The sequence below is a fragment of the Thiococcus pfennigii genome, from assembly GCF_016583835.1.
GTDB lineage: Bacteria > Pseudomonadota > Gammaproteobacteria > Chromatiales > Chromatiaceae > Thiococcus > Thiococcus pfennigii.
This window is the reverse complement of record NZ_NRRW01000008.1, coordinates 75,679-102,380: the sequence shown is the minus strand read 5'-3', so window position 1 is coordinate 102,380 and position 26,702 is coordinate 75,679. Positions and strand designations below refer to the sequence as shown.

General features: G+C 68.6%; 27 protein-coding genes. 17 read left to right on the top strand and 10 right to left on the bottom strand.

Annotated features, from left to right (window positions below; genetic code table 11):
- The first annotated feature begins 708 nt into the window (after positions 1 to 708).
- A complete protein-coding gene (locus CKO41_RS04620; RefSeq protein ID WP_338115539.1) occupies positions 709 to 2,082 on the top strand; it encodes a glycoside hydrolase 100 family protein in 1,374 nt (457 codons plus the stop codon).
- 144 nt (positions 2,083 to 2,226) lie between these two features.
- Here CKO41_RS04620 and zwf read toward each other — a convergent pair whose 3' ends face one another.
- Together zwf and gnd are read right to left on the bottom strand one after the other, a co-directional pair.
- On the bottom strand, positions 2,227 to 3,786 hold the full coding sequence (gene zwf / locus CKO41_RS04615; protein ID WP_200381383.1) for a glucose-6-phosphate dehydrogenase: 1,560 nt from the start codon (positions 3,784 to 3,786) through the stop codon (positions 2,227 to 2,229).
- 14 nt (positions 3,787 to 3,800) lie between these two features.
- A complete protein-coding gene (gnd, locus tag CKO41_RS04610) occupies positions 3,801 to 4,817 on the bottom strand; it encodes a phosphogluconate dehydrogenase (NAD(+)-dependent, decarboxylating) (protein WP_200381382.1) in 1,017 nt (338 codons plus the stop codon).
- A gap of 605 nt (positions 4,818 to 5,422) precedes the next feature.
- Between gnd and CKO41_RS04605 the strand changes: the two genes are divergently transcribed.
- The 7 genes from CKO41_RS04605 (at position 5,423) to CKO41_RS04575 (ending at position 8,687) form a co-directional block, all read left to right on the top strand.
- Positions 5,423 to 5,755, top strand: coding sequence for a transposase (locus CKO41_RS04605; RefSeq protein WP_242463955.1), 333 nt, complete (start codon positions 5,423 to 5,425; stop codon positions 5,753 to 5,755).
- A 172-nt stretch (positions 5,756 to 5,927) separates the two neighbouring features.
- The gene (locus tag CKO41_RS04600) at positions 5,928 to 6,311 is read left to right on the top strand and encodes a nucleotidyltransferase domain-containing protein (protein WP_200381381.1); all 384 of its coding nucleotides are present in this window, start codon (positions 5,928 to 5,930) and stop codon (positions 6,309 to 6,311) included.
- A gap of 13 nt (positions 6,312 to 6,324) precedes the next feature.
- Positions 6,325 to 6,690, top strand: a complete 366-nt coding sequence (locus CKO41_RS04595) for a HEPN domain-containing protein (protein ID WP_200381380.1) — start codon at positions 6,325 to 6,327, stop codon at positions 6,688 to 6,690.
- Positions 6,691 to 7,034: 344 nt separating this feature from the next.
- Positions 7,035 to 7,334 (top strand): hypothetical protein, encoded by a 300-nt coding sequence (locus CKO41_RS04590; protein WP_200381379.1) that lies wholly within the window; start codon positions 7,035 to 7,037, stop codon positions 7,332 to 7,334.
- Positions 7,335 to 7,670: 336 nt separating this feature from the next.
- Positions 7,671 to 7,910 carry a type II toxin-antitoxin system Phd/YefM family antitoxin gene (locus tag CKO41_RS04585; RefSeq protein WP_015279852.1) on the top strand — a complete coding sequence of 80 codons (240 nt, stop codon included), beginning with the start codon at positions 7,671 to 7,673 and terminating at the stop codon, positions 7,908 to 7,910.
- Between the two features lie 2 nt (positions 7,911 to 7,912).
- A complete protein-coding gene (locus CKO41_RS04580; protein ID WP_242463954.1) occupies positions 7,913 to 8,290 on the top strand; it encodes a type II toxin-antitoxin system VapC family toxin in 378 nt (125 codons plus the stop codon).
- Positions 8,291 to 8,525: 235 nt separating this feature from the next.
- Positions 8,526 to 8,687: a DUF2064 domain-containing protein gene (locus CKO41_RS04575; RefSeq protein WP_242463952.1), complete on the top strand. Its 162-nt coding sequence runs from the start codon at positions 8,526 to 8,528 to the stop codon at positions 8,685 to 8,687.
- Positions 8,688 to 8,991: 304 nt separating this feature from the next.
- Here CKO41_RS04575 and CKO41_RS04570 read toward each other — a convergent pair whose 3' ends face one another.
- On the bottom strand, positions 8,992 to 9,459 hold the full coding sequence (locus tag CKO41_RS04570; protein WP_200249888.1) for a PAS domain-containing protein: 468 nt from the start codon (positions 9,457 to 9,459) through the stop codon (positions 8,992 to 8,994).
- A gap of 16 nt (positions 9,460 to 9,475) precedes the next feature.
- Positions 9,476 to 10,012 (bottom strand): SRPBCC family protein, encoded by a 537-nt coding sequence (locus tag CKO41_RS04565; RefSeq protein WP_207143727.1) that lies wholly within the window; start codon positions 10,010 to 10,012, stop codon positions 9,476 to 9,478.
- A gap of 6 nt (positions 10,013 to 10,018) precedes the next feature.
- Between CKO41_RS04565 and CKO41_RS18990 the strand changes: the two genes are divergently transcribed.
- The 8 genes from CKO41_RS18990 to menH all read left to right on the top strand — a co-directional run bounded on the left by CKO41_RS18990 (position 10,019) and on the right by menH (position 16,960).
- Positions 10,019 to 10,303, top strand: coding sequence for a DUF2064 domain-containing protein (locus CKO41_RS18990; protein WP_338115538.1), 285 nt, complete (start codon positions 10,019 to 10,021; stop codon positions 10,301 to 10,303).
- A gap of 417 nt (positions 10,304 to 10,720) precedes the next feature.
- Positions 10,721 to 11,485, top strand: coding sequence for a hypothetical protein (locus CKO41_RS04555; RefSeq protein ID WP_200381378.1), 765 nt, complete (start codon positions 10,721 to 10,723; stop codon positions 11,483 to 11,485).
- Positions 11,486 to 11,998: 513 nt separating this feature from the next.
- Positions 11,999 to 13,159, top strand: a complete 1,161-nt coding sequence (locus CKO41_RS04550) for a glutamate-cysteine ligase family protein (RefSeq protein WP_200381377.1) — start codon at positions 11,999 to 12,001, stop codon at positions 13,157 to 13,159.
- Between the two features lie 94 nt (positions 13,160 to 13,253).
- Complete coding sequence (locus CKO41_RS04545) at positions 13,254 to 14,021, top strand: HAD family hydrolase (protein ID WP_200381376.1); 768 nt, start codon at positions 13,254 to 13,256, stop codon at positions 14,019 to 14,021.
- Positions 14,018 to 14,899 (top strand): pyridoxal 5'-phosphate synthase lyase subunit PdxS, encoded by an 882-nt coding sequence (gene pdxS / locus CKO41_RS04540; RefSeq protein ID WP_200249896.1) that lies wholly within the window; start codon positions 14,018 to 14,020, stop codon positions 14,897 to 14,899. The genes CKO41_RS04545 and pdxS overlap by 4 nt, the downstream gene beginning before the upstream one ends.
- 32 nt (positions 14,900 to 14,931) lie before the next feature.
- Positions 14,932 to 15,570, top strand: a complete 639-nt coding sequence (pdxT, locus tag CKO41_RS04535) for a pyridoxal 5'-phosphate synthase glutaminase subunit PdxT (protein ID WP_200381375.1) — start codon at positions 14,932 to 14,934, stop codon at positions 15,568 to 15,570.
- Positions 15,571 to 15,644: 74 nt separating this feature from the next.
- Positions 15,645 to 16,130: a thermonuclease family protein gene (locus CKO41_RS04530; RefSeq protein WP_200249898.1), complete on the top strand. Its 486-nt coding sequence runs from the start codon at positions 15,645 to 15,647 to the stop codon at positions 16,128 to 16,130.
- An 8-nt stretch (positions 16,131 to 16,138) separates the two neighbouring features.
- Entirely contained in the window at positions 16,139 to 16,960 is an 822-nt protein-coding gene (gene menH / locus CKO41_RS04525) for a 2-succinyl-6-hydroxy-2,4-cyclohexadiene-1-carboxylate synthase (protein WP_200381374.1), read from the top strand.
- A gap of 889 nt (positions 16,961 to 17,849) precedes the next feature.
- On the opposite strand, the gene CKO41_RS04520 is transcribed toward menH, so the two are convergent.
- The 3 genes from CKO41_RS04520 to CKO41_RS04510 form a co-directional block, all read right to left on the bottom strand.
- Positions 17,850 to 18,128: a type II toxin-antitoxin system RelB/DinJ family antitoxin gene (locus CKO41_RS04520; protein ID WP_200381373.1), complete on the bottom strand. Its 279-nt coding sequence runs from the start codon at positions 18,126 to 18,128 to the stop codon at positions 17,850 to 17,852.
- A 424-nt stretch (positions 18,129 to 18,552) separates the two neighbouring features.
- Complete coding sequence (locus CKO41_RS04515; protein WP_338115536.1) at positions 18,553 to 20,085, bottom strand: GTPase family protein; 1,533 nt, start codon at positions 20,083 to 20,085, stop codon at positions 18,553 to 18,555.
- 5 nt (positions 20,086 to 20,090) lie between these two features.
- The gene (locus tag CKO41_RS04510) at positions 20,091 to 21,335 is read right to left on the bottom strand and encodes a YcjF family protein (protein ID WP_200381371.1); all 1,245 of its coding nucleotides are present in this window, start codon (positions 21,333 to 21,335) and stop codon (positions 20,091 to 20,093) included.
- 207 nt (positions 21,336 to 21,542) lie between these two features.
- Between CKO41_RS04510 and CKO41_RS04505 the strand changes: the two genes are divergently transcribed.
- A complete protein-coding gene (locus CKO41_RS04505; protein ID WP_200381370.1) occupies positions 21,543 to 23,063 on the top strand; it encodes an alpha/beta hydrolase in 1,521 nt (506 codons plus the stop codon).
- Between the two features lie 461 nt (positions 23,064 to 23,524).
- Here CKO41_RS04505 and CKO41_RS04500 read toward each other — a convergent pair whose 3' ends face one another.
- The 3 genes from CKO41_RS04500 to CKO41_RS04490 are packed head-to-tail and all read right to left on the bottom strand — an operon-like array spanning position 23,525 to position 26,650.
- Positions 23,525 to 24,919, bottom strand: coding sequence for an AMP-binding protein (locus tag CKO41_RS04500; RefSeq protein ID WP_200381369.1), 1,395 nt, complete (start codon positions 24,917 to 24,919; stop codon positions 23,525 to 23,527).
- Entirely contained in the window at positions 24,916 to 26,217 is a 1,302-nt protein-coding gene (locus CKO41_RS04495) for a RuBisCO large subunit C-terminal-like domain-containing protein (RefSeq protein ID WP_200381368.1), read from the bottom strand. The genes CKO41_RS04500 and CKO41_RS04495 overlap by 4 nt, the downstream gene beginning before the upstream one ends.
- A gap of 4 nt (positions 26,218 to 26,221) precedes the next feature.
- Positions 26,222 to 26,650 carry a secondary thiamine-phosphate synthase enzyme YjbQ gene (locus tag CKO41_RS04490; protein ID WP_200249592.1) on the bottom strand — a complete coding sequence of 143 codons (429 nt, stop codon included), beginning with the start codon at positions 26,648 to 26,650 and terminating at the stop codon, positions 26,222 to 26,224.
- Positions 26,651 to 26,702: the final 52 nt, after the last annotated feature.

Sequence of the window (26,702 nt, the reverse complement as noted above, 5' to 3'; positions counted from 1 at the left end):
ACGCATAGTCACCTAGCGAACCGGTCAAGCCGAGCCCGCGTCGCAGCGTCTTGGGCTAATCTCAAGCATGGCGGGGCGCGGGTCGGACTTACGGTGACAGCTTAATAAATGCGCATAACTCTACTTTGTCTCAATGATATATTTCGTAAACTGTTACCGTAATTCAACGCTATGTCGAGCCTGTCAACCCGGCCTGTCGCCGCACTGGCGGGCTGTTCGAGGGTCGCAAAAATGGGGTCAAGTCTTGCAATCGGGCAATGCGTGATTGCAAGACTTGACCCCGTATTGACCCCGTATCCGCTGTGACCCCGTATCCGCTGCGTATCCGCTGTGACCCCGTATCCGCTGACCCCGTATCCGCTTTCATCACCGAGCGAGATCTATGCCGAGAACTCTTGCGCATTCGGGTGAGTGCGGGAATCGACCTTGCAGCCAACGCCGTAACGGCGCTGGAGCGGCACCGCCGGTGACGGAGATCGCCAAATCTGGCCAACCGCGTCGGTGCTCCCTGTGGTTGATGCGGACCGGTTTGGTTCTTGTGAACCACGCTGGAGACAGCCGATCTGGCGACGAGCCCGGTGCCCCTTCGTTACAATGAAACTCCCGCAGCACGTTCGCTCCCTCGCCATCTGGGAGAGGGCTGGGGTGAGGGAAGGATCAGGGACGAGGCAAGGTTTTATCATCTCCCGTGGCTCGCCTCGTCCCACGATCGTTAGGAGAGCCCCCTTGAAGACCACCGCACTGGATGATGCTTACCGGCTGCTCGATGCCTCATTGATGTTCTATCAGGGCCGCCCCGTGGGCACGGCTGCGGCCAACGACCCGAAGGGCCCGGCCGCGGAGAACTACCGCGAGTGCTTCATCCGTGATTTCGTTGTCTCGGGCTTGGTCTTTCTCGCCGACGGCAAGGTGGAGATCGTGCGCGATTTTCTGCTTGCGGCGCTCGAGGTCACCGAGCGCGAGCACGGCAACCCCGAACAGACCATTCATCCCTCCGTCATGCCGGCGAGCTTTCGCATCCGGCACGATGCCCTGGCTGAGCGGCTCGAGGGCGACTTTGGCGAGCGCGCCATCGGGCGCGTTGCGCCGGTGGATTCCGTCCTCTGGTGGACGCTCCTGTTGTGCGCGACCGTCCAGGCCTCCGGCGACCGCGCTCTCGCTGCGCGCGCGGACGTGCAGCGCAATCTCAAGCGTGTCCTCGCGCTGTGCGCCAATGACGCCTTCGAGGTCTATCCGACGCTGATGGTGCCGGATGGGGCATTCATGGTGGATCGGCGCATGGGTGTTTACGGCCATCCGTTGGAGATCCAGGCGCTGTTCTACGGGGCGCTACGCCGCGCCCTGCACTACGTGGAGAGGACCCCCGAGAATCGCCGACTGATCGCCCTCGGTGAGCAGCGGTTGGCGAATCTGCGTGACTACCTACGCCGCTTCTACTGGCTCGACCTGCAACGCCTGAGCGCGATCCACCGCTTTCCGACCGAGGAGTACGGCGGCACTGGGAGCAACCTGCTCAACATCCACCCGGAATCCATCCCCGAATGGGTTACCGAGTGGCTGCCAGAGGAGGCCGGCTACTTGGTCGGTAATCTGGGCCCCGGGCGAATGGATTTTCGCTTCTTCTCCCAGGGCAACCTGTTGGCCATCCTGTTCGGGTTGACGACTGTGCGGCAGGCTACCCGCATCATGTCCTTGATCGAGGCCCGCTGGGGTGATCTCGTCGGCGCCATGCCACTGAAGCTCTGCTTCCCTGCGCTCAGCGGCGAGGCGTGGCGGTTGCTCACCGGTAGCGACCCGAAGAATGCGCCCTGGTCTTACCACAATGGCGGTAACTGGCCGGTGCTGTTGTGGCCGCTGGTGGCTGCGGCGCTGAAGAGCGGCCGGCGCCCCTTGGCCGAGCGCGCCTTTGAGGTGGCCGCCGAGCGCCTGCCGCAAGACCGCTGGCCGGAATACTACGACGGCAAAGGCGGCCGCCTCATCGGCCGGCATGCCAACCTCTGTCAGACCTGGTCCGCCGCAGGCCTGATTCTGGCCCACAAGCTCCTTGAGGATCCATCGCTGCTGTCGCTGTTGCCGGAGTGACGGCCTGAGCTCTGCACCGGAGATCGCCGAGGAGATTGAGCCATTGGCCCGCCTCCTGGCCATTGCGCGCCCTGAGCGCCGTGTTGAAGCCGGCCGGCCCGAGCTGGCTGCGCCCCCGGCCCGGGCCGGCGAGCTGAGCGCGGTTCAGCCAGGCTCGGCCGCGATCCGCGCCTTGGGTACGGCGATACGCCGCCACATGCGTCCGTCGCGTTTGGTCAGGTCGCCGGCCGCGCACGGCCCCCAGGAACCGGCCGCGTAGTTCGGGAAGTCGCGCGGCGGTAGTGCCGCCCAGACATCGGTCACCGACTGCACGATCTCCCAGCCCTTCTCGACCGTGTCGGCGTGCTTGAACAGGGTTGCGTCGCCGTTCATGCAGTCGTAGATCAGCGTCTCGTAGCCGGTCGCCGGCCGGTTCCCGAAGTAGTCCTCGTAGCAGAAATCCATGTTGACGCTGCCGACCTGCATCGTCGGGCCCGGAATCTTGGCGCCGAAGCTCATCTGGATGCCCTCGTTGGGCTGGATCCGCAGCACAACCATGTCCGGCGCCAGCTCGTCGACGTCGGTGTGCTTGAACATGATCGTCGGGGCGCGCTTGAACTGGATGGCGACCTCGGTGTAGTGCGCGGCCAGCCGCTTGCCGGTGCGCAGGTAGAAAGGGACCCCGGCCCAGCGCCAGTTGTCCATCGTGAGCTTCAGGGCGGCATAGGTGTCGGTGAAGGATTTGGGATTCACGCCGGGCGAGGCGCGGTAGGCCGGCACCTTCTCGCCGTTTGGCATGGTGCCGGCATCGTACTGGCCGCGCACGGCGTGCGTCAGGACCTCCTCTGGGGTCAGCGGCTTGATCGCGTCGAGCACCTTGTTGATCTCGATGCGAACCGCCTCGGCCTGGAAGGAGCTCGGCGGCTCCATCGCCAGGAAGCCGAGCAGCACGAGGAGGTGGTTCGGGATCATGTCGCGCAGGGCCCCGGCCTCCTCGTAGTAGGCGCCGCGGTGCTCGACCCCGACCGACTCGGCGACGGTAATCTGGACGTGATCGATGTGGTTGCGGTTCCAGACCGGCTCGAAGAAGCTGTTGGCGAAGCGGAACACCATGATGTTCTGCACCGTCTCCTTGCCGAGGTAGTGGTCGATCCGGTAGATCTGGTCTTCGTCCATGTTGCGGTGCATGCTCGTGTTAAGCGCGATTGCCGATTCCAGGTCGCGGCCGAACGGTTTCTCGATGATGACTCGCCGCCAATCGTGCTCGCTCTGATGCAGCAGGCCGACATCGCCAAGTCGGTCCGTTACGGGCCCAAACAGACTGGGCGGCACGGCGAGGTAGAAGAGGTAGTTGCCGTTGGTGCCGCGCTCGGCGTCGATCTCGCTCAGGCGCTCGCAGAGTCGCTCGTAATCGGCCCCCTCAAGCATGTCGATCTGCATATAGTGGATGCGGCTGACCAGGCCCTCCCAGACGCGCCGGTCGAAGGCCGCCCCGAGGGAATCCTCGACCTGACCGGCGATACGCTCGCGAAAGGCCTGATCGTCGAGATCCAGGCGGTCGAGACCCAGCATGGCGAAGCCCTTGGGCAGGAGTCCGGCCGCGCTCAGGTGAAAGAGGGCCGGGATCAGCTTGCGCCGCGTCAGGTCACCGCCGGCGCCGAAGATGATCATGACGTTCGGCGGCGCCGGCGGCGCCTCGGTGAAGTTGGTTTGGATCAGCGACATCGGCGCGCCCCGTCCTAGTCTGCCGAGGGTTCTGCGTGACCGCCGAACTGCAGGCGCATCGCCGCGATCACCTGGTTCGCGAACCCGGCCTCGCCGCGCGAGGCGAAGCGCTCGAACAGGGCCGTCGTCAGCACCGGCAAGGGGGTGCCCGTCTCGATCGCCGCGATGCTGGTCCAACGCCCCTCCCCGGAGTCCGATACCCGCCCGCCGAAGCCGGCGAGCGAAGGGTCGTCGTGCAACGCATTGGCGGTCAGGTCCAGCAGCCAGGAGGCGATGACGCTGCCCCGGCGCCAGACCTCGGCGACAGCAGCGAGATCGAGGTCGTACTGATAGCTCCGGGGGTCGGCGAGCGGCGCCGTTTCGGCATCGACCTGGTTCTCCCGGCGGCCGACGCCAGCATTCTTGAGCAGGTTGAAGCCCTCGGCATAGGCCGCCATCAGGCCGTACTCGATCCCGTTGTGGACCATCTTGACGAAGTGCCCAGCACCGCTCGGCCCGCAGTAGAGGTAGCCGAGCTCTGCGCGGTCGTACTCGCCACTGCGACCGGCGGTTCGCGGAACATCGCCGGCTCCCGGTGCAAGCGCCGCGAAAATCGGATCGAGCAGAGCGACGGCCGCGGCATCGCCGCCGATCATCAGGCAGTAGCCGCGCTCTCGGCCCCAGACGCCACCGCTGGTACCACAGTCGAGGAAGCGGACCCCGCTCGCGGCGAGGCGCTCGGCATGGGCGATGTCATCCTTGTAGTGGGAGTTGCCACCGTCGATGACGATGTCTTCGGGCGCCAGATGGGGCAGGAGCTGGTGAAGCACCTTCCCGACCACGGCGGCTGGCACCATGATCCAGATCGCCCGCGGACGGTTGAGCCTGGCGCATAACTCGGGAAGGTTTGCGGCACCGACGGCGCCGGTTCGCGTTAGGGCGGTCACCGCGGCGGGATTGGTGTCATATACCACGCACTCGTGGCCAGCGACGATCAGCCGCTGGGCCATGTTTGCCCCCATGCGGCCGAGACCGATCATTCCAAGCTGCATGCCAAGACTCCTGTTGGGCCAGGGTGCATTCGGATCCGCAGCGCTTCGTAAGGCCGACAAGGCGGCACAGCGATCGCCTCGCTCCTAGGCTCCGCGCGGGACCGTCAAGGCCAGCGGATCGGTCAGAACCGTCGCCGCCTGCGAGAAGCTTACGCCATGTTTGAGAGATGGGCGCAAGGACGGGGTCACGCAAGGACGCAAAGGACGTGCAAAGGACGCAAAGGACGCAAAGGACGGGGTCACGCAAAGGACGGGGTCAAAGGACGGGGTCAAAGGACGGGGTCAGGTCTTGTAATCACGCATAGTCACCTAGCGAACCGGTCAAGCCGAGCCCGCGTCGCAGCGTCTTGGGCTAATCTCAAGCATGGCGGGGCGCGGGTCGGACTTACGGTGACAGCTTAATAAATGCGCATAACTCTACTTTTTCTCAATGATATATTTCGTAAACTGTTACCGTAATTCAACGCTATGTCGAGCCTGTCAACCCGGCCTGTCGCCGCACTGGCGGGCTGTTCGAGGGTCGCTTCCGCGCGGCGCTGATCGAGGCCGACATCTATCTCTTGGCCTGCCAGCGCTACGTTGAGTTGAACTCAGTGCAGGCGGCCATGGTCGAGGCGCCCGGTGATCTTCCCTGGTCCAGCTATCGGGCCAACGCCCTGGGTGCGCGCGACGCCGTGCTCACGCCGCATCCCTTGCACCGCGATCTGGGCGGTTCTGACGATGCGGGTCTGGCCGCCTATCGCCGGTCGTTCGCGGACGAACTCGCCGGCGAACTGCTCCAACGCCTGCGCGACGGCACCAATGGCGGTTGTGTCATCGGTCGCCCTACGTTGGAGCAACAGATTGCCGCCATGGTTGGCCGGCGCACTTGGAAAGGGTCCCCGGGACGGTCGGCCAAGGTGGCCGACGTCGGCACGCCATCGGAATTCGTTTCTTAGGAAATGTGGTCCGTCCCCAAGTACCTTAACCCTTTCGCGGGCCAAGGCCCGGCAAGCCCCGCCTGGTCTATGCCGCGGCCCGCTTCGTGTCCCAACGGGCGCTGGATGAGGCCGGGCTGCCGGTCGAGTTTGCGCCCTTACCGTTCACCCTGTACTGCGTGGAGAAGCCCCAATGAGCACACCGCACGCTACCGCGCGGCCCCCGCCGTTGCCGGCGGAGACCGAATTCGATGAGGCCGAGGTGCTGCGGCAGATGGTGGACATCATCGTACGCGAGGCCGACCCCGAGGCCATCGTCCTGTTTGGCTCGCGCGCCCGCGGCGATGCCCAGCCGGATTCGGATGTGGACCTGCTCATCATCGAGCACGCGCCCTTCGGCCCTGGCCGTAGCCGCATGAGGGAGGCGGCGCGGCTGTATCAGGCGCTCGGCGATATGCCGGTGTCCAAGGACCTGCTGCTGTACACCCGCGCCGAGGCCGAGCATTGGCGCGGGTCGTTGAACCACGTGGTTGCGCGGGCGCTACGCGAAGGACGGGTGCTGTATGGCACGGTCTGAGCACGCGGCTTCCATGCTGCGCCTGGCGCGGCGGGATCTCGCCGCGCTGGAGGCATTGGCTGGGATGGCGCAGATCGACGACATGATCTGCGGGTTTCATGCGCAACAAGCGGTTGAGAAGGCGCTAAAGGCCTGGCTGGCGATATTCGGTCACGAGTATCCGTTGACCCATGATCTGCCGCGGTTGTTCTCGCTGCTACGGCGCGCCGGGGCTGACGCTGAACAGTTCCAACCGTTGGCCCGTTTCACGCCCTATGCGGTCCAGGCCCGCTATGAGGAAGGCGACCCGGACGAGTCTCTCGACCGGCCGACGATCGGCGCCGAGGTCGCGGCCCTGTTGGATCACGTCGCTGCGGTGCTCGACGCGGCGGGGGATTGATGCGGTCATGACCCTGGACGAAGGGAAGAAGGGGCTCACAAAAGTCGGGTCCAAAAGGGGTCAAGTCTCGCATCGTTGCATTTCTTCCCTGCTGGGCAGGGAAAGAGATCGACGGTCCAGCAGTGTGATAGGGCGAGACCCGGCCTCTCAATCTTGGAGAACGGGATGCCTCGGCCGGTGCCCGCCTTGTCGGGCGAGGCGGAACTGCTACGATACGAAAGTGAACGCGCGCGGTGCTACGATGCGAGACCTGACACCTTGGCCGCCCCTCGGGCCGTTTGACCCCTCGGCCTTTCTGCCCTCTTCCCCCTCGTGACATCTGGATCGACCAAGGAGACAAAGACATGGCCTATACGGAAACCGAGCTAGCGCTCATCGTGACCACCCTTGATCGCCTGCGCACCCAGCGTCTGCCCCGAGCCCTGGACATCAAGAAGAAGGTTGACGCCGGAGGAACTCTGGACGAGTTCGATATCAACTTTCTGAAAGAGATCTTTGAGGATAGTAGCTTCAGGCGTGCCGCCGTCCATACGCATCCTGAGTTCCAGGAGATCGTCGCGCGTATAACCCACCTTTACCACGAAATCACCGAGAGGGCCCTGGCCAACGAACAAGCCAGAGCGGGGGGCGCAGACAACTCTTGAGGGGACCTTGAAAAATTGCCATCCGACAAAAACTGCGACAAAAACTGGGGTCAAGTCTTGCAATCGCGCATTGCGCGATTGCAAGACTTGACCCCGTACCCTGACCCCGTACCCGTGCGAGTCCGCTCGAGCGGGAACAGGGAAAAGGGGGCCGGGGTCAGTGCTCGCTTTGTCGCAGCGGGCGGGTGGTTGATGTCGGCCCTTGTCTGGCAGGGGAGAAATGCCAGGGTGCAAGACCTGGCCCGTTTCCAGCGTCGCCCGTATGATCCGAGCGGCCTTGCCTGAGTGTGTGGGGCGCTCTATAGTCGGATCAGGTCTGACCAGTCCGGAGCCACCATGTCCGCAATCCTGAATCTCACCGAGGCCAAGGCCAAGTTTTCCGAGGTCGTCGACCGTGTCAGCCAGGGCGAGGAGATCATCGTCACCCGCATGGGACATCCTGTCGCGCGCATCTCCCGTTACGAGCCGGCCACCTCGCGCCAAAGGTTGGGCCGCTTTCAAGGCCGAATCCGAGTCGCCGACGACTTCGATACCTGGCCAGAGGATATCGCCCGCGACCTTGGCGTGACCGACTGAGCATGCGCTATCTGGTCGATACGCACACGCTTCTGTGGGCGCTCGGCGACCCGGAGACCCTCTCTCCGCGGGCGCGAGACGCCATCGCCAGCCCCTCGAATCTGATCTTCGTCAGTAGCGCATCGCTTTGGGAATGCGCCATCAAGGCATCGATCGGCAAGCTCGACTTGCCCGAAGACTTCTTCGATTCCATTCCCGGGAGCGGCTACGAGCTGATGCCGATCCGCACTGCCCACCTCAACGTCTACCGGACCCTGCCGATGCAGCATCGCGACCCCTTCGATCGGATACTGGTCTCTCAGGCCAGGGCCGAGGCGCTGATCCTGATCACCCGGGACCCCGAGATCGCTCGCTACGATGTCGAGACCCTGACCTGCTGACGCGCCATGGTCCCGCTCGCCGACACCGCCAGCTCCTTCATCGGCATCGCCAAGGAGCAGAGCGGGGTCAGCCGGTCACGTGGCAGGGGAACTGGTCGCGTCTTGGCCCTCGGCGCGGTGCGAGCGGTGTTGAGCTTGTGGGAGCCCGGCTCGCCGATCTGCCGCGACCGGTCGGCAGCGCCGGTCGCCCGCAAAGGGGGCGGAACTCAGACTGATCGGTGCGGATTGTCCCGAGATGTCGTTTGACTACCTGGCCGAGGCCGAGCGACGCCTGCGGCGCCAAGACGCCGTCATCGGCCCAGCCCAGGATGGCGGCTACGTGTGGCTCGGCCTGCGGCGGTTCGCGCCCTCGCTGTTCGCGCAGATCCCCTGGGGGGCGACAGGGTCGCCGCGCTGACGATCGCGCGGCTCGACCGCCTCGGTTGGCGTTGGTCGGCGCTGCTGCCGCTGCGCGACATCGAACGGCCGGAGGATTTGGTGCAGATTCCGGAGACTCTGTAGGGGGATCGATCGATTGGCTGTCGCTCGCCAAGAAGGGCCTCGTGGAGCCTGTCCAGACCGATCGCCATCGATCGTCGAACGCCTGCCGAAGCCGCGGTTCGGTCTGGGCAAGCATCGCGCTCGACGAGTCGTCAGGTATGGCCTACTGCTCTCCGATCCCCACTGGGAGCCAACGTCCTCAGCGTCTCTCGGGGTTGTCGCTACTCATCCGAGACGTCCTCGCCGGCGGCCTTCAGCAGGGCGTTCAGCCGCTTGAGCTCCTCGCGGGCCCGCACCTTTTCGCTCACGTCGTACTGGACCCCGAGGAAGTAGATCAGACGTCCCTGCGGATCGAACAGCGGGCGGATCGTGAACTGGTTGTAGAACAGCGTGCCGTCCTTGCGGTAATTCCTCAGGGTGACGGTTACCGGTCGCTCCTCCCGCAAGGCTTCGCGGATGCGCTCGACCTCGGGTTGGTCATGATCCTCACCCTGGAGGAAGCGGCAATTGCGACCCAGGATCTCTTCGCGGTCGTAGCCGGTGATCAATTCGAAGGCTTCGTTTGCGTAGACGATCGGATTGTCGGGTTGATCCGGGTCCGATAGCGTGATGCCGTTGACGCAGGTGTCCAGGATCTGCGACAGGACGAAAGGGATCGTGCCGGCGTCTTTCTCGACAGTGAATTCCACGAGATTCTCCTGATGGCTAAACTTGGCCGCTCGATTGGCGGGCCATTTCTCGCTCGACGAGGGATTTGATGTTGCGGACCACCCGCTCCGCGCCGTCCTGGATCGCCACCCGTATCAACTTCTCGAACGGGCGCATGTAGAGCTCCAGTCGGCGCAACTCGAAGGCGAATGTCAGTCGCGTCTGCTTGCCGACGGGATCGACCTGGTAGTCGGTTCGAAACTGATCGGTACTCTCGGCGAAGCTGACCCGCCTCGGCGGTTCGAAGGCGGTGACGCTGAAGGTCGAGTTCGACTGGCGGCCCTGATCGATCCGCACTTGACGTGCCTTCGTGCCGATCCCCAGGGGGCCGGGCGTGAGCACCTCCAGCGCCTTGACCTCCGGGGACCACCGGGAATAGTTCCGTTCGAAATTCACTGCGATGAACTCGAAGACCTGCTCCGGTGGGGAAGCGATCAGCGTACTGGCGCGTGATTTGACCACAGTGGTTTCATCTCCCTTGCCCGACCGACACTGCCGTCCCTTATCTGGGCCGGAGGCCGGTTTTTCCACCATCGATCGGTGCGGACTGTCCCGAGATGTCGCTTGGCTACCTCGCCGAGGCCGGGCGACGCCTGCGGCACCAAGACGCGGTCATCGGGTCCGGCCGAGGATGGTGGCTATGTGTGGCTCGGGCTGCGGCGGTTCGCGCCCTCGCTGTTCGCGCAGATCCCCTGGAGGGCGACACGGTCGCCGCCCTGTCGATGGCGCGGCTCGATCGCCTCGGTTGGCGTTGGTCGCCGCTGGCGGACATCGGTTGGCCGGAGGATCTGGCGCAGATTCTGCGCCCGGCTATGGCAACGCTGACCGCTTGCAGTTCCAGGCAAGGGCGTCGATGGCGCTCGCCCTTTTCGCGTTTCGTGGGCGTCGCGTCCGTTGACGCCGGCGAGGGAGCGTGGCGAGGGAACGCCAAGACGCGCCCCCCGACCCCTCCCGCTGATCACGACCGAGATCATCCCGTCGGCCCTGTGCGAGACGCAGGTCGTCCTGTGCGGCAACCTCGCTGGCTGCAGGTCTGGTCTAGACTGTATCGTCGAGGACGCATCAGGAAGACTCAGGGCGCCCTCGCGCGAGCAGGAAGGATCCGGTCGTTTCGTCACGCGGCTGCTGAAAACGGAGCGACACGGAAGCCTCTCCTGCTCCTTGCGTCTTGGAAGGTGGCCCTCTCGGGTGCTTTCAAGATTCAGTGACCTTTCCACAAGCAGTGGCATGGAGGGAATAACGATGAAATACAAAGCTTTCTTGTCCGGTTCGGTGGTTGTGGTGGCGTTCGTTTCGGGTGCGGCGCTCGCCGATATCGTCAACGGTGTAGAAGGTGTAGAGGGTGCCGGCGTGATGGCGCCAGCGGTGTTTTCCGGCGAGGCCGTGCTGCCCCCGCCGGCCGGGGCGACGGTCATCGACTTCGATGACGTGTCCGCGCCTTGCCTCTTTAGCGAGACCACGGCGCTACGGGATGCTTACAGCGGGTTGGGCGTCGAGTTCGAAGGACCCGATTCGGATGATGGCGGCGCGATTATGGACGAGTGCGGCAATTTCGGGGTCACGGGTCAGAGTTCACCCAACTTTCTGGCCTTCAATACCTCGGCCGCCATGTCGGGTGGCGGGATTCCGCGCGGTCCGGAAACGCTCCGTTTCGATCCCGTAGTGAGCCTGGTCCAGGCCAATGTGGGCTCGCCAAACGTCGGCACGATCGTCGCCGAGGCATTCGACGGGGCTGGCGCATTGCTCGATTCTGAGACCCTGTCCGGGACGACTGATTTGCAGACGATCCTCTTGGAGGGAGCGGGCATCGCCAGCGTCGTCCTGACTTTCCAGGGGCAGACGCTCGTCGTCGATGATCTGGCCTTCCAGGCCTTGGATGTCTGCGACCTCGGCTTCCGCCAGTTCGTCGTTGGTTGCGTGCGTGGTAGCGTGGATTACTGCGACCTCGATGGTAGCGGGCGATTCGATTTTCGCGATGCCGTGACCTATCTGCGCCTCTGCCGCTGATCGCCCGAAACCTGGCGAAAAACCCTCAAGAACGACGGATCGCAAACTCTCCCTGCGGGGCATTCGTGTCCCGCAGGGCGCTTCGAATCTTCTGCGGACCCGGGGTAAGCGGGCGCGGGGCCAGTGCTCGGATTATTGCATTCCGCTGCCCACGACGGGCCATGTGGCAGGGGGCTCTGGTCGCGTCTTGACCCTCGGCGCGGTGCGAGCGGTGTCGAGCTTGTGGGAGCCGGCGCGCCGACCTGCCGCGACCGGTCGGTAGCACCACCCGTCGCTCACAGAGGGGGCGGGCGGTCAGGGCGTTGCTGACCCCCCCGGGACATTTGGGTAAGGCGGGTTCCTGGCGCCTGCCCGTTGGCGTCATTGCGATACGGCATCCGAGGGACACCACGGATGTTGTACGATTACGGCCTTGTCCTGAGGGCCGTCGCGGGAGGGTGACCGGCGCGGACCCCCTGTCGTCTGGCGATGCCCGCCGGGGTGCCCCGTCCCGACCGGCGCGAGGAGGTCCGCGTGACCAATTGCCGCGGTTGCGAGTCGGCCACCGTCGAGGTGGGGCTCGAGCTCGAATACCTGATCGTCGATCTGGACGGCCCGCAGCCGGGCCGGGTGCGCGATTTCACCAATCTGTCCTTCGATGCGATCGCCCCGTTGCTCGAGGACAAGCCCGGTCGGCTCGACCCGGACCTGGCCACCGGCGATCTCGGTATTCGCAGCGGCTACTGGTACCTGGAAGGCGACGAGCGCCAGCACGAGGACGGCCGCTTCCGCACCCTGATCGTCAAGGGTATCGAGATCCGTACCCCGCCGGCGGCGGGCGTCGGCGAGGCGGTCGACTGGGCGCTGGAGATCGAGCGCGAGCTGGCCGCGGTCCTGGCCCGGCATGGACTCGGCCTGGCCATCGTCGGCTTCAATCCGGTCCGCCCGGCCTACGACTTCGACCCGCCGCTCAACGCCTGGGAGCGCGAGGAGCGTCGGCGCGACCCCAGCTACGACGGCAGCGAGGTCTCGACGCTGAGCTACGGCCCCGACGTCAACCTCTCGTTCCCTGGGTGGGGCGCGGAGCGCAGCCTGGAGGCCGCGCGCAAGCTGAGCTGGTACAGCCCGTTCATCGTCCCCTTCAGCTTCAGCAGCCCCTTCCACGCCGGACGGCCTTGGCAGGGTTGGTCGAAGCGGACCTACGAGCGGTCGGCCGTGCGCCCGGCCGTGCGGTTGTATCTGGATTCGGCCAAGGCCCAAGACCTCGCCGCGCATTGCACGTTGGTCCAGGCCGCGAGGCGCCGGCGCGAGGTCGGGCGCATCGAATACAAGGCCTTCGATGCCTTACTGTCCGCGGCGCTGTTGCGGGCCTGTTGCCACCTGCTGGTCGGCATCTGCCTCGCCCCCGATCTGCCCGGGCGCGGCGAGGCGCCGGATCTGGAACGCTACCAGCGGGCCGCCCTGGCCGGCTTCGCCGACGAGGAGATCCGGGCCGGTGCTGGCGAGGTGCTGGCCAAGGCGAGGAAGGCCCTGTTCCGCATCGAGGACACCGAGGGTTGGGAGTCGCTGGCCCTCCTGGAGGAGATGGTCGCGGCGCGCCGTACCCCGGCCGAGGACCTGCTCGCGGCCCACCGCGAGAACGGCCTGATGTACAAGCCGGGCGGCCTTGCGGACACGCTGCCGGCCCTGGCCTGAGCGGCCACGACCACCAGGCCCTCGGCATGGTTGAAGGCCGAGGGTCGGCGCGGTAATCTGCACGGTTTTTAGTGCCTTGCCCCCTCTGCCCGCGATGCCGATTCTTGCGCTGGATTTCGACGGGGTCCTCTGCGATAGCGTCGAGGAGACCGGCACCGCGGGCTGGAAGGCCGGCGGCGCCATCTGGCGCGATATGGCCGCGGATCGCCCGCCGCCCGCGCTGCTCGATGGCTTCCGCCGCGCGCGTCCGGCCATCGAGACGGGCTATCAGGCGATCGTCTTGATGCGCCTGCTGCGCGACGGCGTGGCCCCGGATAGACTCCTGGCCGACTTCGACGCGCGCGAACCGGCGGTGGTGGCGCGGGCCGGGTGCGATGTCGCGGCGCTCAAGGCCCTGTTCTCGGCGACGCGCGATCGCTGGCTCGCCGCTGAGCCCGATGCCTGGGCGGCGCTGAGCCCCCTCTATCCGGGCGTCGCCGAGTGGCTGCGGACGCAGGCCGCGGATTCCGACTGCTACATCGTCACGACGAAGGAGCGGCGCTTCGTCGAGCGCTTATTGTCCGGTGCCGGCGTCGCGTTTCCCTCGCGGCGCATCTTCGGCCTCGATTACGGCCGGCCCAAGGAGGCGGTCCTCGCCGAGCTCCTGGAACGCCATCCGCGCGGAACGGTCTGTTTCGTCGAGGACCGACTCGCGACCCTGATACGGTGTCGCGCCCAACCGGGCCTGGAGCGGGTCGCGATGCGCTTGGCCGGCTGGGGCTACAATACGGTCGCCGAGCGCGGTGCCGCCGAGCACCTGTCGATTCCCGTCTGGGAGTTAACCGATTTATTTCGATCGTTTGATCAGGAGAGTCAACCTTGACCAGTGAGCGATACACCCTCAACGCCCAGCTCGCGCAGATGCTGAAGGGCGGCGTCATCATGGACGTCACCACGCCGGAGCAGGCGCGCATCGCCGAAGACGCCGGGGCGGTGGCGGTGATGGCGTTGGAGCGGGTGCCGGCCGACATCCGCCGCGAGGGCGGGGTGGCGCGCATGTCCGACCCGGCGATGATCAAGGAGATCAAGGCGGCGGTCTCGATCCCGGTCATGGCCAAGGCGCGCATCGGGCACTTCGTCGAGGCCCAGCTGTTGGAGGCGCTCGAGATCGACTACATCGACGAGAGCGAGGTCCTGACGCCGGCCGATGAGGAGTGCCACATCGACAAGACCCGCTTCTCGATCCCGTTCGTCTGCGGCGCGCGCAATCTCGGCGAGGCCTGCCGGCGGATCGCCGAGGGCGCGGCGATGATCCGCACCAAGGGCGAGGCGGGTACCGGCAACGTCGTCGAGGCGGTGCGCCACATGCGCACGATGAACCGCGAGATCCGCCAGGTCTGCAACATGCCGATCGAGGAGCTGACCGGCTTCTGCCGCGACAACGGCATCCCCTACGAGGTCGCGCTCGCCGTGCGCGAGGTCGGCCGGCTGCCGGTCGTCAACTTCGCCGCCGGTGGGCTGGCGACGCCGGCCGACGCGGCCATGATGATGCAGCTCGGCTGCGACGGGGTCTTCGTCGGCTCGGGCATCTTCAAGTCCGGCGATCCGGCGCGCCGCGCCCGGGCGATCGTGCAGGCGACGACCTACTACAACGAGCCGCAGAAGGTCCTCGAGGTCTCGATGAACCTCGGCGAGCCGATGGTTGGCATCGAGATCCCGACCATCCCCGAGGACGAGCGGCTGGCCCGGCGCGGCTGGTAGCCAGGGCCTACGAGCCGGCTCGGGGCCAGTCGATGGCGCGTATCGGAGTCCTCGCCCTGCAGGGCGGTGTCGTCGAGCACCTGGAGCACCTGCAACGGCTCGGCGTCGCCGCCGGGCCGGTCAAGAAGGCGGCCGATCTCGAGGGCCTTGCCGGCCTCATCATCCCGGGCGGCGAGAGCACCTGCCTGCGACGCCTGCTGCGCATCTACGAGCTCGACGAGGCGATCGTCGAACGCTTTCGCGCCGGGCTGAAGCTCTGGGGCACCTGCGCCGGGGCCATCCTGCTGGCCAAGCGCGTCGTCGACGGTGATCCGGGGCTCGCGCTGATCGACATCGAGGTCGCCCGCAACGCCTTCGGCAGCCAGCTCGCGAGCTTCAATACCGTCGCCGACGTCCCGGCGGTCGCGGCCGCGCCGATCCCGATGACCTTCATCCGCGCCCCCAAGATCAAGGCCCTGGGCCCCGGCGTGCGCTCGCTGCTGCGCCTCGACGACTATCACGCGGCGGCCGAGGACGACGCGGTCCTGGTCACCGTCTTCCACCCCGAGCTCACCCCCAGCCTCGCCTTCCACCGCTATTTCGCGGCCAAGTGCGGCCTCGCGACCGCCGAGGTCGACGAGGCCGCCTGGCGCCCCGCCGACTGGACCCGCCATGCGCCGCTGCCGCGCTAGCGGATCGGTAGCAAGACGCGCGACGTCCAGCTGGGATGCGGGTAACAACATTGGCAGGGCAGGAGGTCGGTCCGATGCGGCTTTGGCGACAAGCGCTTCTGGTGGTCGCCACTCTCTCCTTCGCGGCCAGCGCCGCGGCGCGCGAACTCGTCGGCCACGCGCACGTGCGCGACGACGGCTCGCTGCGGATCCGAGAGCGGGTCGTGCACCTCTACGGCCTCTACATCCCGGAGACCTCACGCCAGTGCCGCGAGTGGATCCGCCCGGTGCGCTGCGCCGAGCGCGCGGTGCTGGCGCTCGACTTCATCGTGCGCGGTTTCGTCCACTGTGCGCCCCAGTTCGAGCGGGCCGACGGCAGCCTGGAGGCGATCTGCCACGTCGATCGCACCAGCTTCGATCCGGGCACCGATCTGGGCGCCTATCTGATCGAGCAGGGCTGGGCGTTGGCGCGCCCCGAGGCGCCGTTCGAGTACCAGGCCCTCGAGCGCATCGCCCGGGCGCGCGGGCGCGGCGTCTGGGGCGAGCCAGTCGACGTGATCCGCGATCGGCGGCGCGACTGACGGTCCGCATGACGCGCGCGATCGAGGTCGGCGGCTACCGCTTCGGCTGCCGGTACCACGGCGATCCCGGGCGCCCCGCCATCCTCTTCCTCCACGGCTTCCTCGGCGCGAGCGACGAGTTCGACGCGCTCGCCGCCGGCCTCGCCGACGCCTTCTACTGCATCGGCGTCGACCTGCCCGGGCACGGGGCGACGCGCGTCGACGGCGGGCTGCGCCCCTATCGGATGGCGGACACGGCCCGGGCGCTGAGCGGCCTGCTCGCGGCGCTCGGCCGCGCCGAGGCGGCCCTCGTCGGCTATTCGATGGGTGGACGCCTGGCCCTCTATCTGGCCGTGCGCTTCCCCGCGCTGTTTCCGCGTGCGGTCCTGATCGCTGCCTCGCCCGGCCTCGCGACGTCGGCCGAGCGGGCGGCGCGCCGTGCCCAGGATCGGCGCCTCGCCGAGGTGCTGGAGCGCGACGGGCTCGATCCCTTCCTCGCGCGTTGGTACGACCAGCCGCTCTTCGCGACGCTCAAGGCCCATCCGACCTTCCCCCAGGTCCTCGCGCGCCGCCGCCGCAACGACCCCGCCGGCCTCGCCCGATCGCTGCGTCAGCTCGGCACTGGCTCCCAACCCTCGCTCTGGCCGCACTTGGCGAGGATCCAGGTGCCGCTTCTGCTGCTCGTCGGCGCCCAGGACGCCAAGTTCGTCGCGATCAACACCGAGATAGCCGCGCGCTGCCCGAGGGCGCGGCTCGTGACCATCCCCGGCTGCGGCCATGCGGTGCATCTCGAGGCCCCCGACCGGGTCGCGGCCGAGATCCGCCGCTTCTGCGGCGCCGGTACTGGTTAGGAGCGGTGCAGAAACAACCGATGCAAGCGCGGGGAATATAAGAAACTACGAAATACACGAAAGTCGCGAAAAGCAGTGGACGATTCCATGCTTACTCGCGGCCGACCGCGATGACGGGCAGCTCGTTCTTCGCTGGCGAGAGTTGGGCGAGCGGATATCGCGGTGCGGCCAGGATTACTCGAACAGCTCCGCGTGAGTGCCGGCGCGCACGAAGACGACGAGCCCGGACTTTGCGCTATACCCAACGAATGCAGGATTTCGGTTTTTAATCCCGGATGATCTGGAAGCCCGTAGGTCGGGTTAGCCCCCCGCGGGGGCGTAACCCGACGGCCGACACCGTGGCGCCCGCCGAGGCCCCTGTCGGGTTACGGTGCGCGCAATCCTTTGTTTTAACAGGATCGCCGTGCCAGCGCGCCTAACCCGACCTACGGGCCGTGCCGAGCTTCGCCGGGGCCGTAGGTCGGGTTAGTCCCCCGCGGGGGCGTAACCCGACGGCCGACACCGTGGCGCCCGCCGAGGCCCCTGTCGGGTTACGGCGCGCGCAATCCTTTGTTTTAAGAGGGCCGCCGTGCCAGCGCGCCTAACCCGACCTACGGGCTTTCAGGAAGGCCTTCGTGTAGTCGGCCGCTCGTGGCAGCCGCGCGCGCTTACTGGCCGCTGTTCTCTTCAACCTAAAAGCGGCAGTTGGACGGTGCCCGAGGTGCGCCGCGCGGGGTGTCCGGCAAGGCACAAGGAGGCGCAATAGCCAAGCTATTGCAACGACTTGTAACACCGCCGGGCGCCGCGCGCGACGTGCATCGGGCGCTGTAGCGGCCTTCACCGAGCGGGTGAGCAGGACTCACGTAAAGCATCGGCGCGGTTTCAACGACTTGAATCCATGGTGAAGCGGTCAACTGCCGTTTTTAGGTTCAAGGTGATCGAAGAGTTGCTCGGCGCTGGCGAAGCGTCCGCGGCGCGTGCCGGCGATCGCGTCGGCCTCGGACATAGCCGCACGGGTGGCCGCGTTGGGGACCTCCAGCGCAAACGGTAGGCGCTGCTCGGCCACGACGCGGGTCAGGAACACGCGCACGGCGTCGGACATCGACAGCCCCATCGCGGCCAGCGTCTCGGTCGCCTGGGCCTTGACCTCCTCGTCGACGCGCACGTGAATCATGGTGCTGGTTGCCATCAGGCAGGATCTCCAGTGATGAAGTGAAATACATTGTATCTCAGACTGCGTCATGGCCGATCCGTTGCGGGTCCTTGGTCCAGGCCGAGCGCGCATAAAACCTCAGCCGGAGACGGCCTTGGCGCGGTAGCCGTCATTTCAGGCGGCCTTGCGGCGCTTCTGGGCGAGGCGCAGGGTGGAGGGTTCCTGCTCGAAGAGGTCTCTGCGCAGGTGACGGATCGCACCGAGGCCATCTAGTGCAAGACTGTGGAATTCCCGAGACCGCGCGTCGCTGCCTGCAATCCCCGCGTGGCGCGTGGTAGGAGCCCGCTTGCGGGCGATCTTTGCAGGCGCGAGCGCGTCGTAGTCGCCCGCAAGCGGGCTCCTACGGCGCTCGTATCATAGGGCGACATGAAAGCGGCCTCGGTATTTCTGGAGCGAGGCACTAGGCGCGCGGCGCCTTGAGCCGCTGCGGCAGCGCCTTCAGGAGGCGGCCGGTGGCGATCAGCTGGCGGCGCAGGAGGTCCCAGTCCTCGGCGCGGCGGCGGGCCTCCAGGCAGCGCAGGAGGCGGGTGCGCAGCGCCGCCTCCTGCTGGTCGAGGAGCATGGCCCAGAGACCGTCGTCGACGTTGTAGACGCGCCCCTCGGCGAGGGCGACTGGGACGACCTGCGCGATGGGCACGGCGAGGTCGGCGGCGATCGCCGCGACCGCGGCGGCGATGTTGGTCGCCTTCGGGCCGCTCGGCTCGCGGAGGTCGTAGGGCGGCTGCCACTCGCGGGCCGGGCGCAGCAGGTCGACGTGGGTCGCGGCGACGAGGAGCGGCGGCGGGCGGTGTTCGGGGCGGGCGGCCTGGGCGGCGCGCAGGGCGTCGAGGCAGGCGCGCTCGACCTGTCGGTCGGGGCGGTGGGCCGGGCTCGCCCAGAGGATCAGGTCGGCGTCGGCGGCGGCCGCGCGGAGTCGCTCCTCGGTGAGCCAGGCGCTGTCGCAGCCCGGGGTGTCGATGACGAGGGCCTGGGTCAGGCCCTCGCGTTCGAGCCGGTAGGGGATTAGGCCGCGGGTCGTGTCGGCCAGGGTGTCGGCGGGCGTCACCAGCCGGCCGAACAGCGCGTTGATCAGGCTCGACTTGCCGGCGTTCGTGCGGCCGAGGACGAGGATGCGCAGCGGCTCCGCGTCGCCGGGCGCGCCCTGCGCGAGGTCGGCGCGCGAGCGTGGCGTCGGCGCGGCGGTCGGGTCGCCCTCGGCGAGCGGCAGCCGGCCGCTGTAGAGGTCGATCGCGTAGTAGCCGATCTTGCGCACGATGGCCCGCAGCAGCCAGCCGTGCAGTTCGGCCTGGGCGATCCCAGTGCCCTGATCGCGCAGGTTGCGCCAGGCCTCGCTGGCGAGCGCATCGAGGGGATTGATGACGGCGCGGCCCATCCGATAGACGAGGAAGGCCTGGTCGGCCGTGACCTTCCAGCGCTGTAGCCGCAGCAGGTCGCCGATGCGCAGGCGGTGGCTGAAGGGGATGTGTTCGGTGATGTCGCGACGCAGGTCGCGGCTCGCCCGCTCGAGGATGAGCAGGGTGTGCGGCACCGTCAGCTGGAAGAGCGGCTGATCCGCCTGGGGATGGTACCGGCGCGCGACCTGCTCCAGCGTCAGGCGGGCCAGTTCCATCAGCCGCGCGCTGTCGTCGAGGGGCCAGTCCGCGGGCTCGAGCTCGCTGGCCAGGGCCTCGACGTCGCGCCAGACGGCCTCGGCGCGCGGCGACCAGTCGGGGTTCGGCTCGGTCGCGGCCTCGGCCAGCAGCCGGCGCTCGCGTCGCTGGAGCAGGTATTGCAGCCCGTAGCCGGCGGCGGCGCTGGCGAGCAGCCCAGCGAGCCAGTAGAGGAGGGCGTCGCGTTCCCAGAGCCACAGGGTGCCGAGGGCGGCCAGCGCGAGCGGCGGCAGCGCGAGCAGGGTCAACGCGAGGAGGCGCAGCGGATCGATGCGGTTCAGCACGGACTTCACGGCTCCTTGCCCCGCAGCCGCTCCTGGATCAGGCGGCCGCCGCGCGCCAGGGCCTCGGCGTAGACGGCGCGCAACGCCGCGGCATCGACCTGGAGGCCGCTACGACGGCGCGTCAGGAAATAGACCGCGGCCTTGCCCAGGGCATAGGTCGTCGCTCCGCTGGCGCTCGCCCCCCAGACGGCCCCGACCGTCTGGCCCCAGACCGGGATCAGCTTGACGAGGCCCCGTCCGAGCCAGCGCGCGAGCAGGCCGGTGGTGACGCCGGCGCCGAGCAGGCCGAGGAACTCGCCGGTCGTGCGTCGATCCCAGCGCTGCCCGTAGAGGGCCGCGAGGCTGTGCAGCAGCTTGGCCTGGATGGCGGTGACGCCGACCAGGTCGACGAGCGGCACGGCGCCCACCCCGGCGGCGGTGAGCGTGTAGCCGACGATGTGTGGGTGGGCGGTGCGGGCATAGAGGTCGCGCACCTCGGCGTCGCCCTGGAGGCTCGCCTGGAGGCCGAGCGCCGAGACCCGCTCGATCGCCCGCCAGAGGGCATCGAGGCCGTAGTCGACCGGTGCCAGCCCGTCCTCGGGCAGGGTCAGATCGACGGCGACCCAGTCGAACGGCGCCTGCCCGGGCAGGTCCGCGAGCGCGGCGCGCTGGGCGGCCAGGGCCCGGCGCAGGTCGGCCGGGACCGCCTCGGGCAGCGGTTCGCGCTCGAAGGGGTAGGGCAGCAGGTGGTCGCCAGCGGGCGGGTAGAGCTCGTGCAGGCCGGTCTGCACGACCAGCAGCGGCCACTCCGGGTGCCGGCGGCGGACCGCGCGCAGGACCTCGAGCACGTCGTCCTGGCGCTGGTCGGCGACCTTCATCACCGCGACCAGCAGGTGGGCCTGCGACTCGCTGAAGCGGATGTCGTCTTGCGGGTCGTAGGCGACCTCGCCGAGGCCGCGGGTGTCGAGGAAGCGCACGACCGGCATCTCGGCGGGGAAGTCGTAGAAGCGCGCGCGGCGCGTGCAGGGTTGGAAACCGTTGCCGATCTCGGCGGCGCTGCTGCCGGTCAGGGCGCGGATGATCGAGGTCTTGCCGGCCTGGGTCTTGCCGAGCAGCCAGATGACGGGCACCGGCAGTCGGGCGCGGGCCGTTCGCAATCGGGCGGCGAGCGCCTCGTCGGCCACGCGGGGCGAGCCGAGGGCCGCGCGCAACCGCCGCCAATAGTCCCGCCACGCGCGGGACTCGCCCCTTGTCCCCGGTCGATCGCCCATGGAGTCCTGCTCGCTGGCCCGTGATGGATGCCGCCGCGCGCCTGAACGGAGTCCCGTCTACTGGGCTGCGCGACGAGGCCCAGCATTGCCTATCCGCTGTCTTTCGGATCCTGTCGAACGATCCCCTGCGGCGTCGCCCCGAGATTAGCAACCGCGGCGCCTCGGCGTCGAGTTGGCGCACCCCGAAGGCCATGGTAGCGTTGCACGATGCGACAACAGATAGCCCTGGCGCTCGCCGCCCTTGCCCTCATCCTCGCCGGTCTCTGGCCGCTCGGCCAGGACCTCGCCGGCCTCCAGATCCGCTCGCAGCAGGTCGGCGCGACCCCGGTGACCGTCTTCGAGCCCGCGACGCGCGCGCCGGCCCCGGCGGTCGTCATCGCCCACGGCTTCGCCGGCTCCCAGCAACTGATGCAGTCCTTCGCGGTGACGCTGGCCCGCCATGGCTATCTGGCGGTGACCCTCGACTTCCCCGGTCACGGCCGCAACCCGACGCCGTTGGCGGGTGGCCTCGCCGACCCGCCACGGCGCTCCGAGACGCTGAGCGAGTCGCTCGCGCCGATCGTCGCCTTTGCCCGGACCCTGCCCGGGGCCGACGGGCGGGTCGCGCTGCTCGGTCACTCGATGGCGACCGACGTCGTCGTGCGCTATGCGCGCGCCCATCCGGACATCGCCGCGACCGTGGCCGTCTCGCCCTTCTCGGACCAGGTCACGGCCACCAGCCCGCGCAATCTCCTGGTCATCTATGGGGCTCAGGAGCCCGATCACCTGCGCGCGGTCGGCGAGGACATGGTCGCGATGGCGGCCGATGGGGCCGTCGTGCCGGGCGAGATCTACGGGCGCTTCGCCGATGGCAGCGCCCGCCGCTTCGTCCTCGCCCCCGGCGTCGAGCACACGGGCGTGGTCTTCAGCGGGGCGGCCCTGGCGGCGGCCGTCGATTGGCTGGACCGGACCTTCGCGCGGGCGAGCGGGGAGGGGGTAGCGACTCGCGGTCTGGCGCTGGGGCTCCTGTTCCTCGGCATCCTGCTGCTCGCGCGGCCGGCCTCGGGGCTGCTGCCGCGCGTCGCCCCGGCGCCGACCGGCGGCGGCCGGCCCTGGCGGCAACTGATCCCGCTGGCGTTGGCCCCGGCCGTCCTGACGCCGCTGCTCCTCGCACCGCTGCCGCACGGCACGATGCCGCTCCTGCTCGGCGACTACCTGGTGCTGCACTTCGGGCTCTACGGCCTGCTGACGGCGCTGGGCCTGTGGTTGATCCGTCCACCGAACCGCGGGACGCGGGGCGCGCGCATCGCCTGGGGGCGACTCGCGATCGCCGCGGCCGCCGTCGCCGCCTATGGCACGCTGGCCATCGGCCTGCCGCTCGACCAGTTCGTGACCTCCTATGTCCCGACCGGCGAACGCGTGCCGTTGGTCCTCGTGATGCTGGCTGGCACACTGCCCTTCTTCCTCGCCGACGAGTGGCTGACCCGCGGGCCGTGGGCGCCACGCGGCGCCTATCCGTTGACCAAGGCCGGCTTCCTGCTTTCGCTGACGATCGCGATCACGCTCAACCTTCGCGAGCTCTTTTTCCTCGCGATCATCATGCCGGTGATGCTGATCTTCTTCGTCGTCTACGGGCTGGTGAGCCGCTGGGCCTACCGCCGCACCAATCAACCGCTCGTCGGCGGGGTCGCCAACGCCATCGCCTTCGCCTGGGGCATCGCCGCGACCTTCCCGGTCGTCGCCCAGTGACTGCGGGGCCGCAAGCCGACTTTGACCCTGAGGTATCCCCACAAAATCGGCCTCGACGGCGAGTCGGTACGAACTGGGAGCTACGAACTGGGAGCGCCGGCTTTCAGCCGGCTTCGCGCGCGGGGCTCGATGCCCCCGGCGCGCGACCTTCGGCGCTGGAGCCAGGAGATCACCGATAGGCGCCGCTGGATGGCCGCTGCGCACGTGCCCTTCTAACCGGCCCAGACGCCGCCACCGCGGCATCGAGCCGCGACGGCGACGAGCCGGCTGGAAAGCCGGCGCTCCCAGTCAGCCGCGCGACGGCGAGATGGCTCAGATTGCGAGAGCCGGCCTCCGTCGGTAACTCGACCTCCGCCACGGCGGTTTAGGCCGTTTATCCGCGGATGCCTCAGGCTCCGACCTCTGCGGGAGCCGGCTTGCCGGCGATCGCTTCCGGGCGATCGCTGCCCGGCGCCGCCCGCCTATCCCCGTTCGCCGAGCAGCTGCCGGACCCGCGCCCGGTCGTACTTGCCCGAGGGCAGGAGCGGGAGCGATGTGAGACGCAGCAGCCGGCGGGGCCGCTCGGGGCTCGGCAGGTGCTCGCGGCACCAGCGCTCCAAGGTTGCGACCTCGCCGGTGCCGGCATACGCGGCGGCCAGCGAGTGGCCCCAGACGGGTTCGACGAGGCCGACGACGCAGGCGGCACTCACCCCCGGGGCACGCAGGAGCCGCCCCTCGACCTGGAGCGGGAAGACGTTGTGTCCGCCGATGACCAGGGCGTCGTCGGCCCGCCCGACGACCCGCAGCGCGCCATCGGCGGTCCGCACCGCCAGATCCGAGGTCGCGAGCCAGCCGTCGGCGTCGAGCCCGACGCCCGGCCGCCGCTCGGGGGTCGCATAGCCGGCCATCAGGATCGGCCCCCGCACGCGCAGTCGTCCGGGCGTGGCGCCGGCCGGCGGACAGTCGATCTCGATGCCCGGCAGCGGCGGCCCGATGACGCCCGGCTCCGGGGCGCGTTCGAGGACGCCCGAGGTCGCGATCTGCGAACAGGTCTCGGTCATGCCGTAGGTGACCCGCAACGGCCAGCCGGCGGTGAGGGCCTGTTCGGCGAGCGCCCCGTGCAGGGCCTGGCCGCCGACCAGGACGACGCGCAGCGTCGGCGGCGCGGGCGCGCCGAGTGCGAGCAGGCGGGCGAGCATCGGCGGCACCAGCGAGACATGGGTGACGCGGTGGCGCACGAGCGCCGCGTGCACGGTTGCGGCGTCGAACCCGGCCTGGACGACGACGGCCGCGCCGGCGATGGCGCAGCGCCAGCCGATCGAGAGCCCCCCAATGTGGTGGCGCGGCAGGCAGCACAGCCAGCGGTCGTCGGCGCCGAGCCCCAGGTGGGCATTGTTCAGCTGGCAGGCGGCCTGCACGGCCGACTGCGTAAGGAGCGCGGCGCGCGGCGCGCCGCTGCTGCCGCTGGTCTCGATCACGGCGGCCAGCGGACTCGGGAGCGAGGGGACGGTCGCTGCCCGGGCCTGGCCGGTCGGGTAGAGCCGGCCCTCGCCTGCCTCGGTCGGGGTCCACTGCCACTCGACGCCGGCCCGCTCGATCAGGGCCGCGCGCCTCGCCGGTTCGCTCGTCGGGCTGATCGGGAGCAGGGCCGCCCGCAGGCGCCAGAGGGCGTGCTGCATCACGAGCAGGTCGGCGCCCGGCTGATCGGGCACGAGGACGACCTCGCCGGCCGCGAGCCCCTGCGCGCGGAGCCGCGCGGCGCGCGCGGCGACCCGCACCGCGAGGGCGTCATAGTCCCAGCCGGTGTTGCCATCGATGACCGCGGTCGCCGCGCCCCGCTGCCAGGGCGCGTCCGCGGCCGGTGGTGCCTCGCTCACCCCTTGGCGCCGAAGGCGTCGAGGGCGGCCTGGAGCTCCGGGTGGTGGCGGGCGTGCTCGGCGAGCGGGATCCCGCGCGCGATCGCGTCCCAGGCCTGGCGGATGCTCGCGGCCCCGCCGCGCGGCCCGTGCGGATGGCCGAATACGCCGCGCCCGGGCACGAAGCCGAAGTCCGCCGAGCCGACCCGGGCGTGGACGCCCGCCAATGTGCCGGCCCAGTCGCTGCCGCCGGGCACCGGCAGGCTGCGGCGGATCGGCCCCATCTCGGCGAGGCAGGCGTCGACGCACTGCATGACCTCCTCCTCGGGCGTGAACATCCGCGGGCCGAAGCCGGGCATGATGATGGCGTCGAAACCGGCCAGGCGTTGCAGCTTGGTCATGACCCGCGCGTGCACGCCGAAGTGTGCGAGGCGGCTGAAGGCGGCGATGAAGGGGAAGTGGGCGATCAGCGGCACCTGGGTGTGGCGGCGCACCATCCGCGCCGCGCTCAGCCCGACCGGCAACGCATTGAGGAGCAGCGCGTTGGCGCCGTTGGCGACGGCCGTGTCGTGCAGCTCGAGCAGACGGTCGACCTCGTCGGTGATGTTGGCCAGATAGATCTTCGGCGTACCCGTCTCCCGCTCGGCGCGCCGGCGCGCGGCGCCGAGCAGGGCCGTGCGCTCGGCGAGGGGCGACCAGTCCGGGTCGGCGAGCATCTCATCGTCCTTCGCGATGTCGAGCCCGCCGAGCCAGCTCTGGTAGCCGGCCTCGCAGAAGGGCTCGGGCGGCAGGCCGATGTTCGGCTTGATGACACCGAAGAAGATCGGCCGGTCGTAGGCCTGGAGCTGTGCGCGCAGGCCCTCGATGCCGAACTTGGGCCCCTCGAACTGGCGCAGGTAGGCGTCCGGGAACTGGATGTCGAGGAGCTTGAGGATCGGGACCCCGGGGCAGAAGAAGGGCCCCTCGCCGCAGACGGCGCTCAGCAGGTTCGGGATGCGCGGGCCGAAGTTCGCGTGCGGGTGGGCGATCCGCACCCGACAGGCCCACACCTCGCCGGCCGGGGCGGCCGGGATCGGGTAGCTGAAGCCGTTGCGCCGACCCTCGACCTGGAGATCGAGCACCTTGGCCGCGAAGCGCGGGCGGAAGTCCTCGTCGACGCCGACGCGCCGCCATTGGGCGGTCGACTGCTCGCTGCATAGATGCGCGGCCGCCTCGCGCGGGTCGCCGACGCACTCGAAGGAGTAATCGAGCAGGATGTGCTCGTCGTGGCGCAGGGTCGCCGGGTCGGCGAAGAAGCCGGCCAGGTCGTCTGGGGTCATCGCGTCAGGCCTCGCCGATCAGGTGGAGATGGACCTGGCGTGCCGGGCGTGGCCCATCGAGTTCGATGAAGAAGATGGATTGCCAGGTGCCGAGGACCAGCTCGCCGCCGGCCAGCGGGATGGTCGCCGAAGCGCTCATGAAGAGCCCGAGCAGGTGGGCATGGGCGTTGTCGCGCCCGTCGACGGCAACCCGGTTGTGGCCGTAGTCGCCCTCGCGCGGGGCGAGGTCCTGGAGGAAGCGCAGCATGTCCTCCTGCAATCTCGGCTCGCGCTCGTTGAGGTTCACATAGGCGGTCGTGTGCGGCGAGATCAGGGTCGCGAGCCCCTCGCGCAGGCCGCTGGCGGCGACGCGCTCCTTGATCCGGGCGGTGATGTCGATGAGCTCGATCGGCTGGTGGGTCGCGAGCGACAGGGTCTCTTGATGGGTCTTCATGGGCAGCGAGCCAGTGGATGGGAGACGCCGGCGGGCGTCCATTCCCGCACCA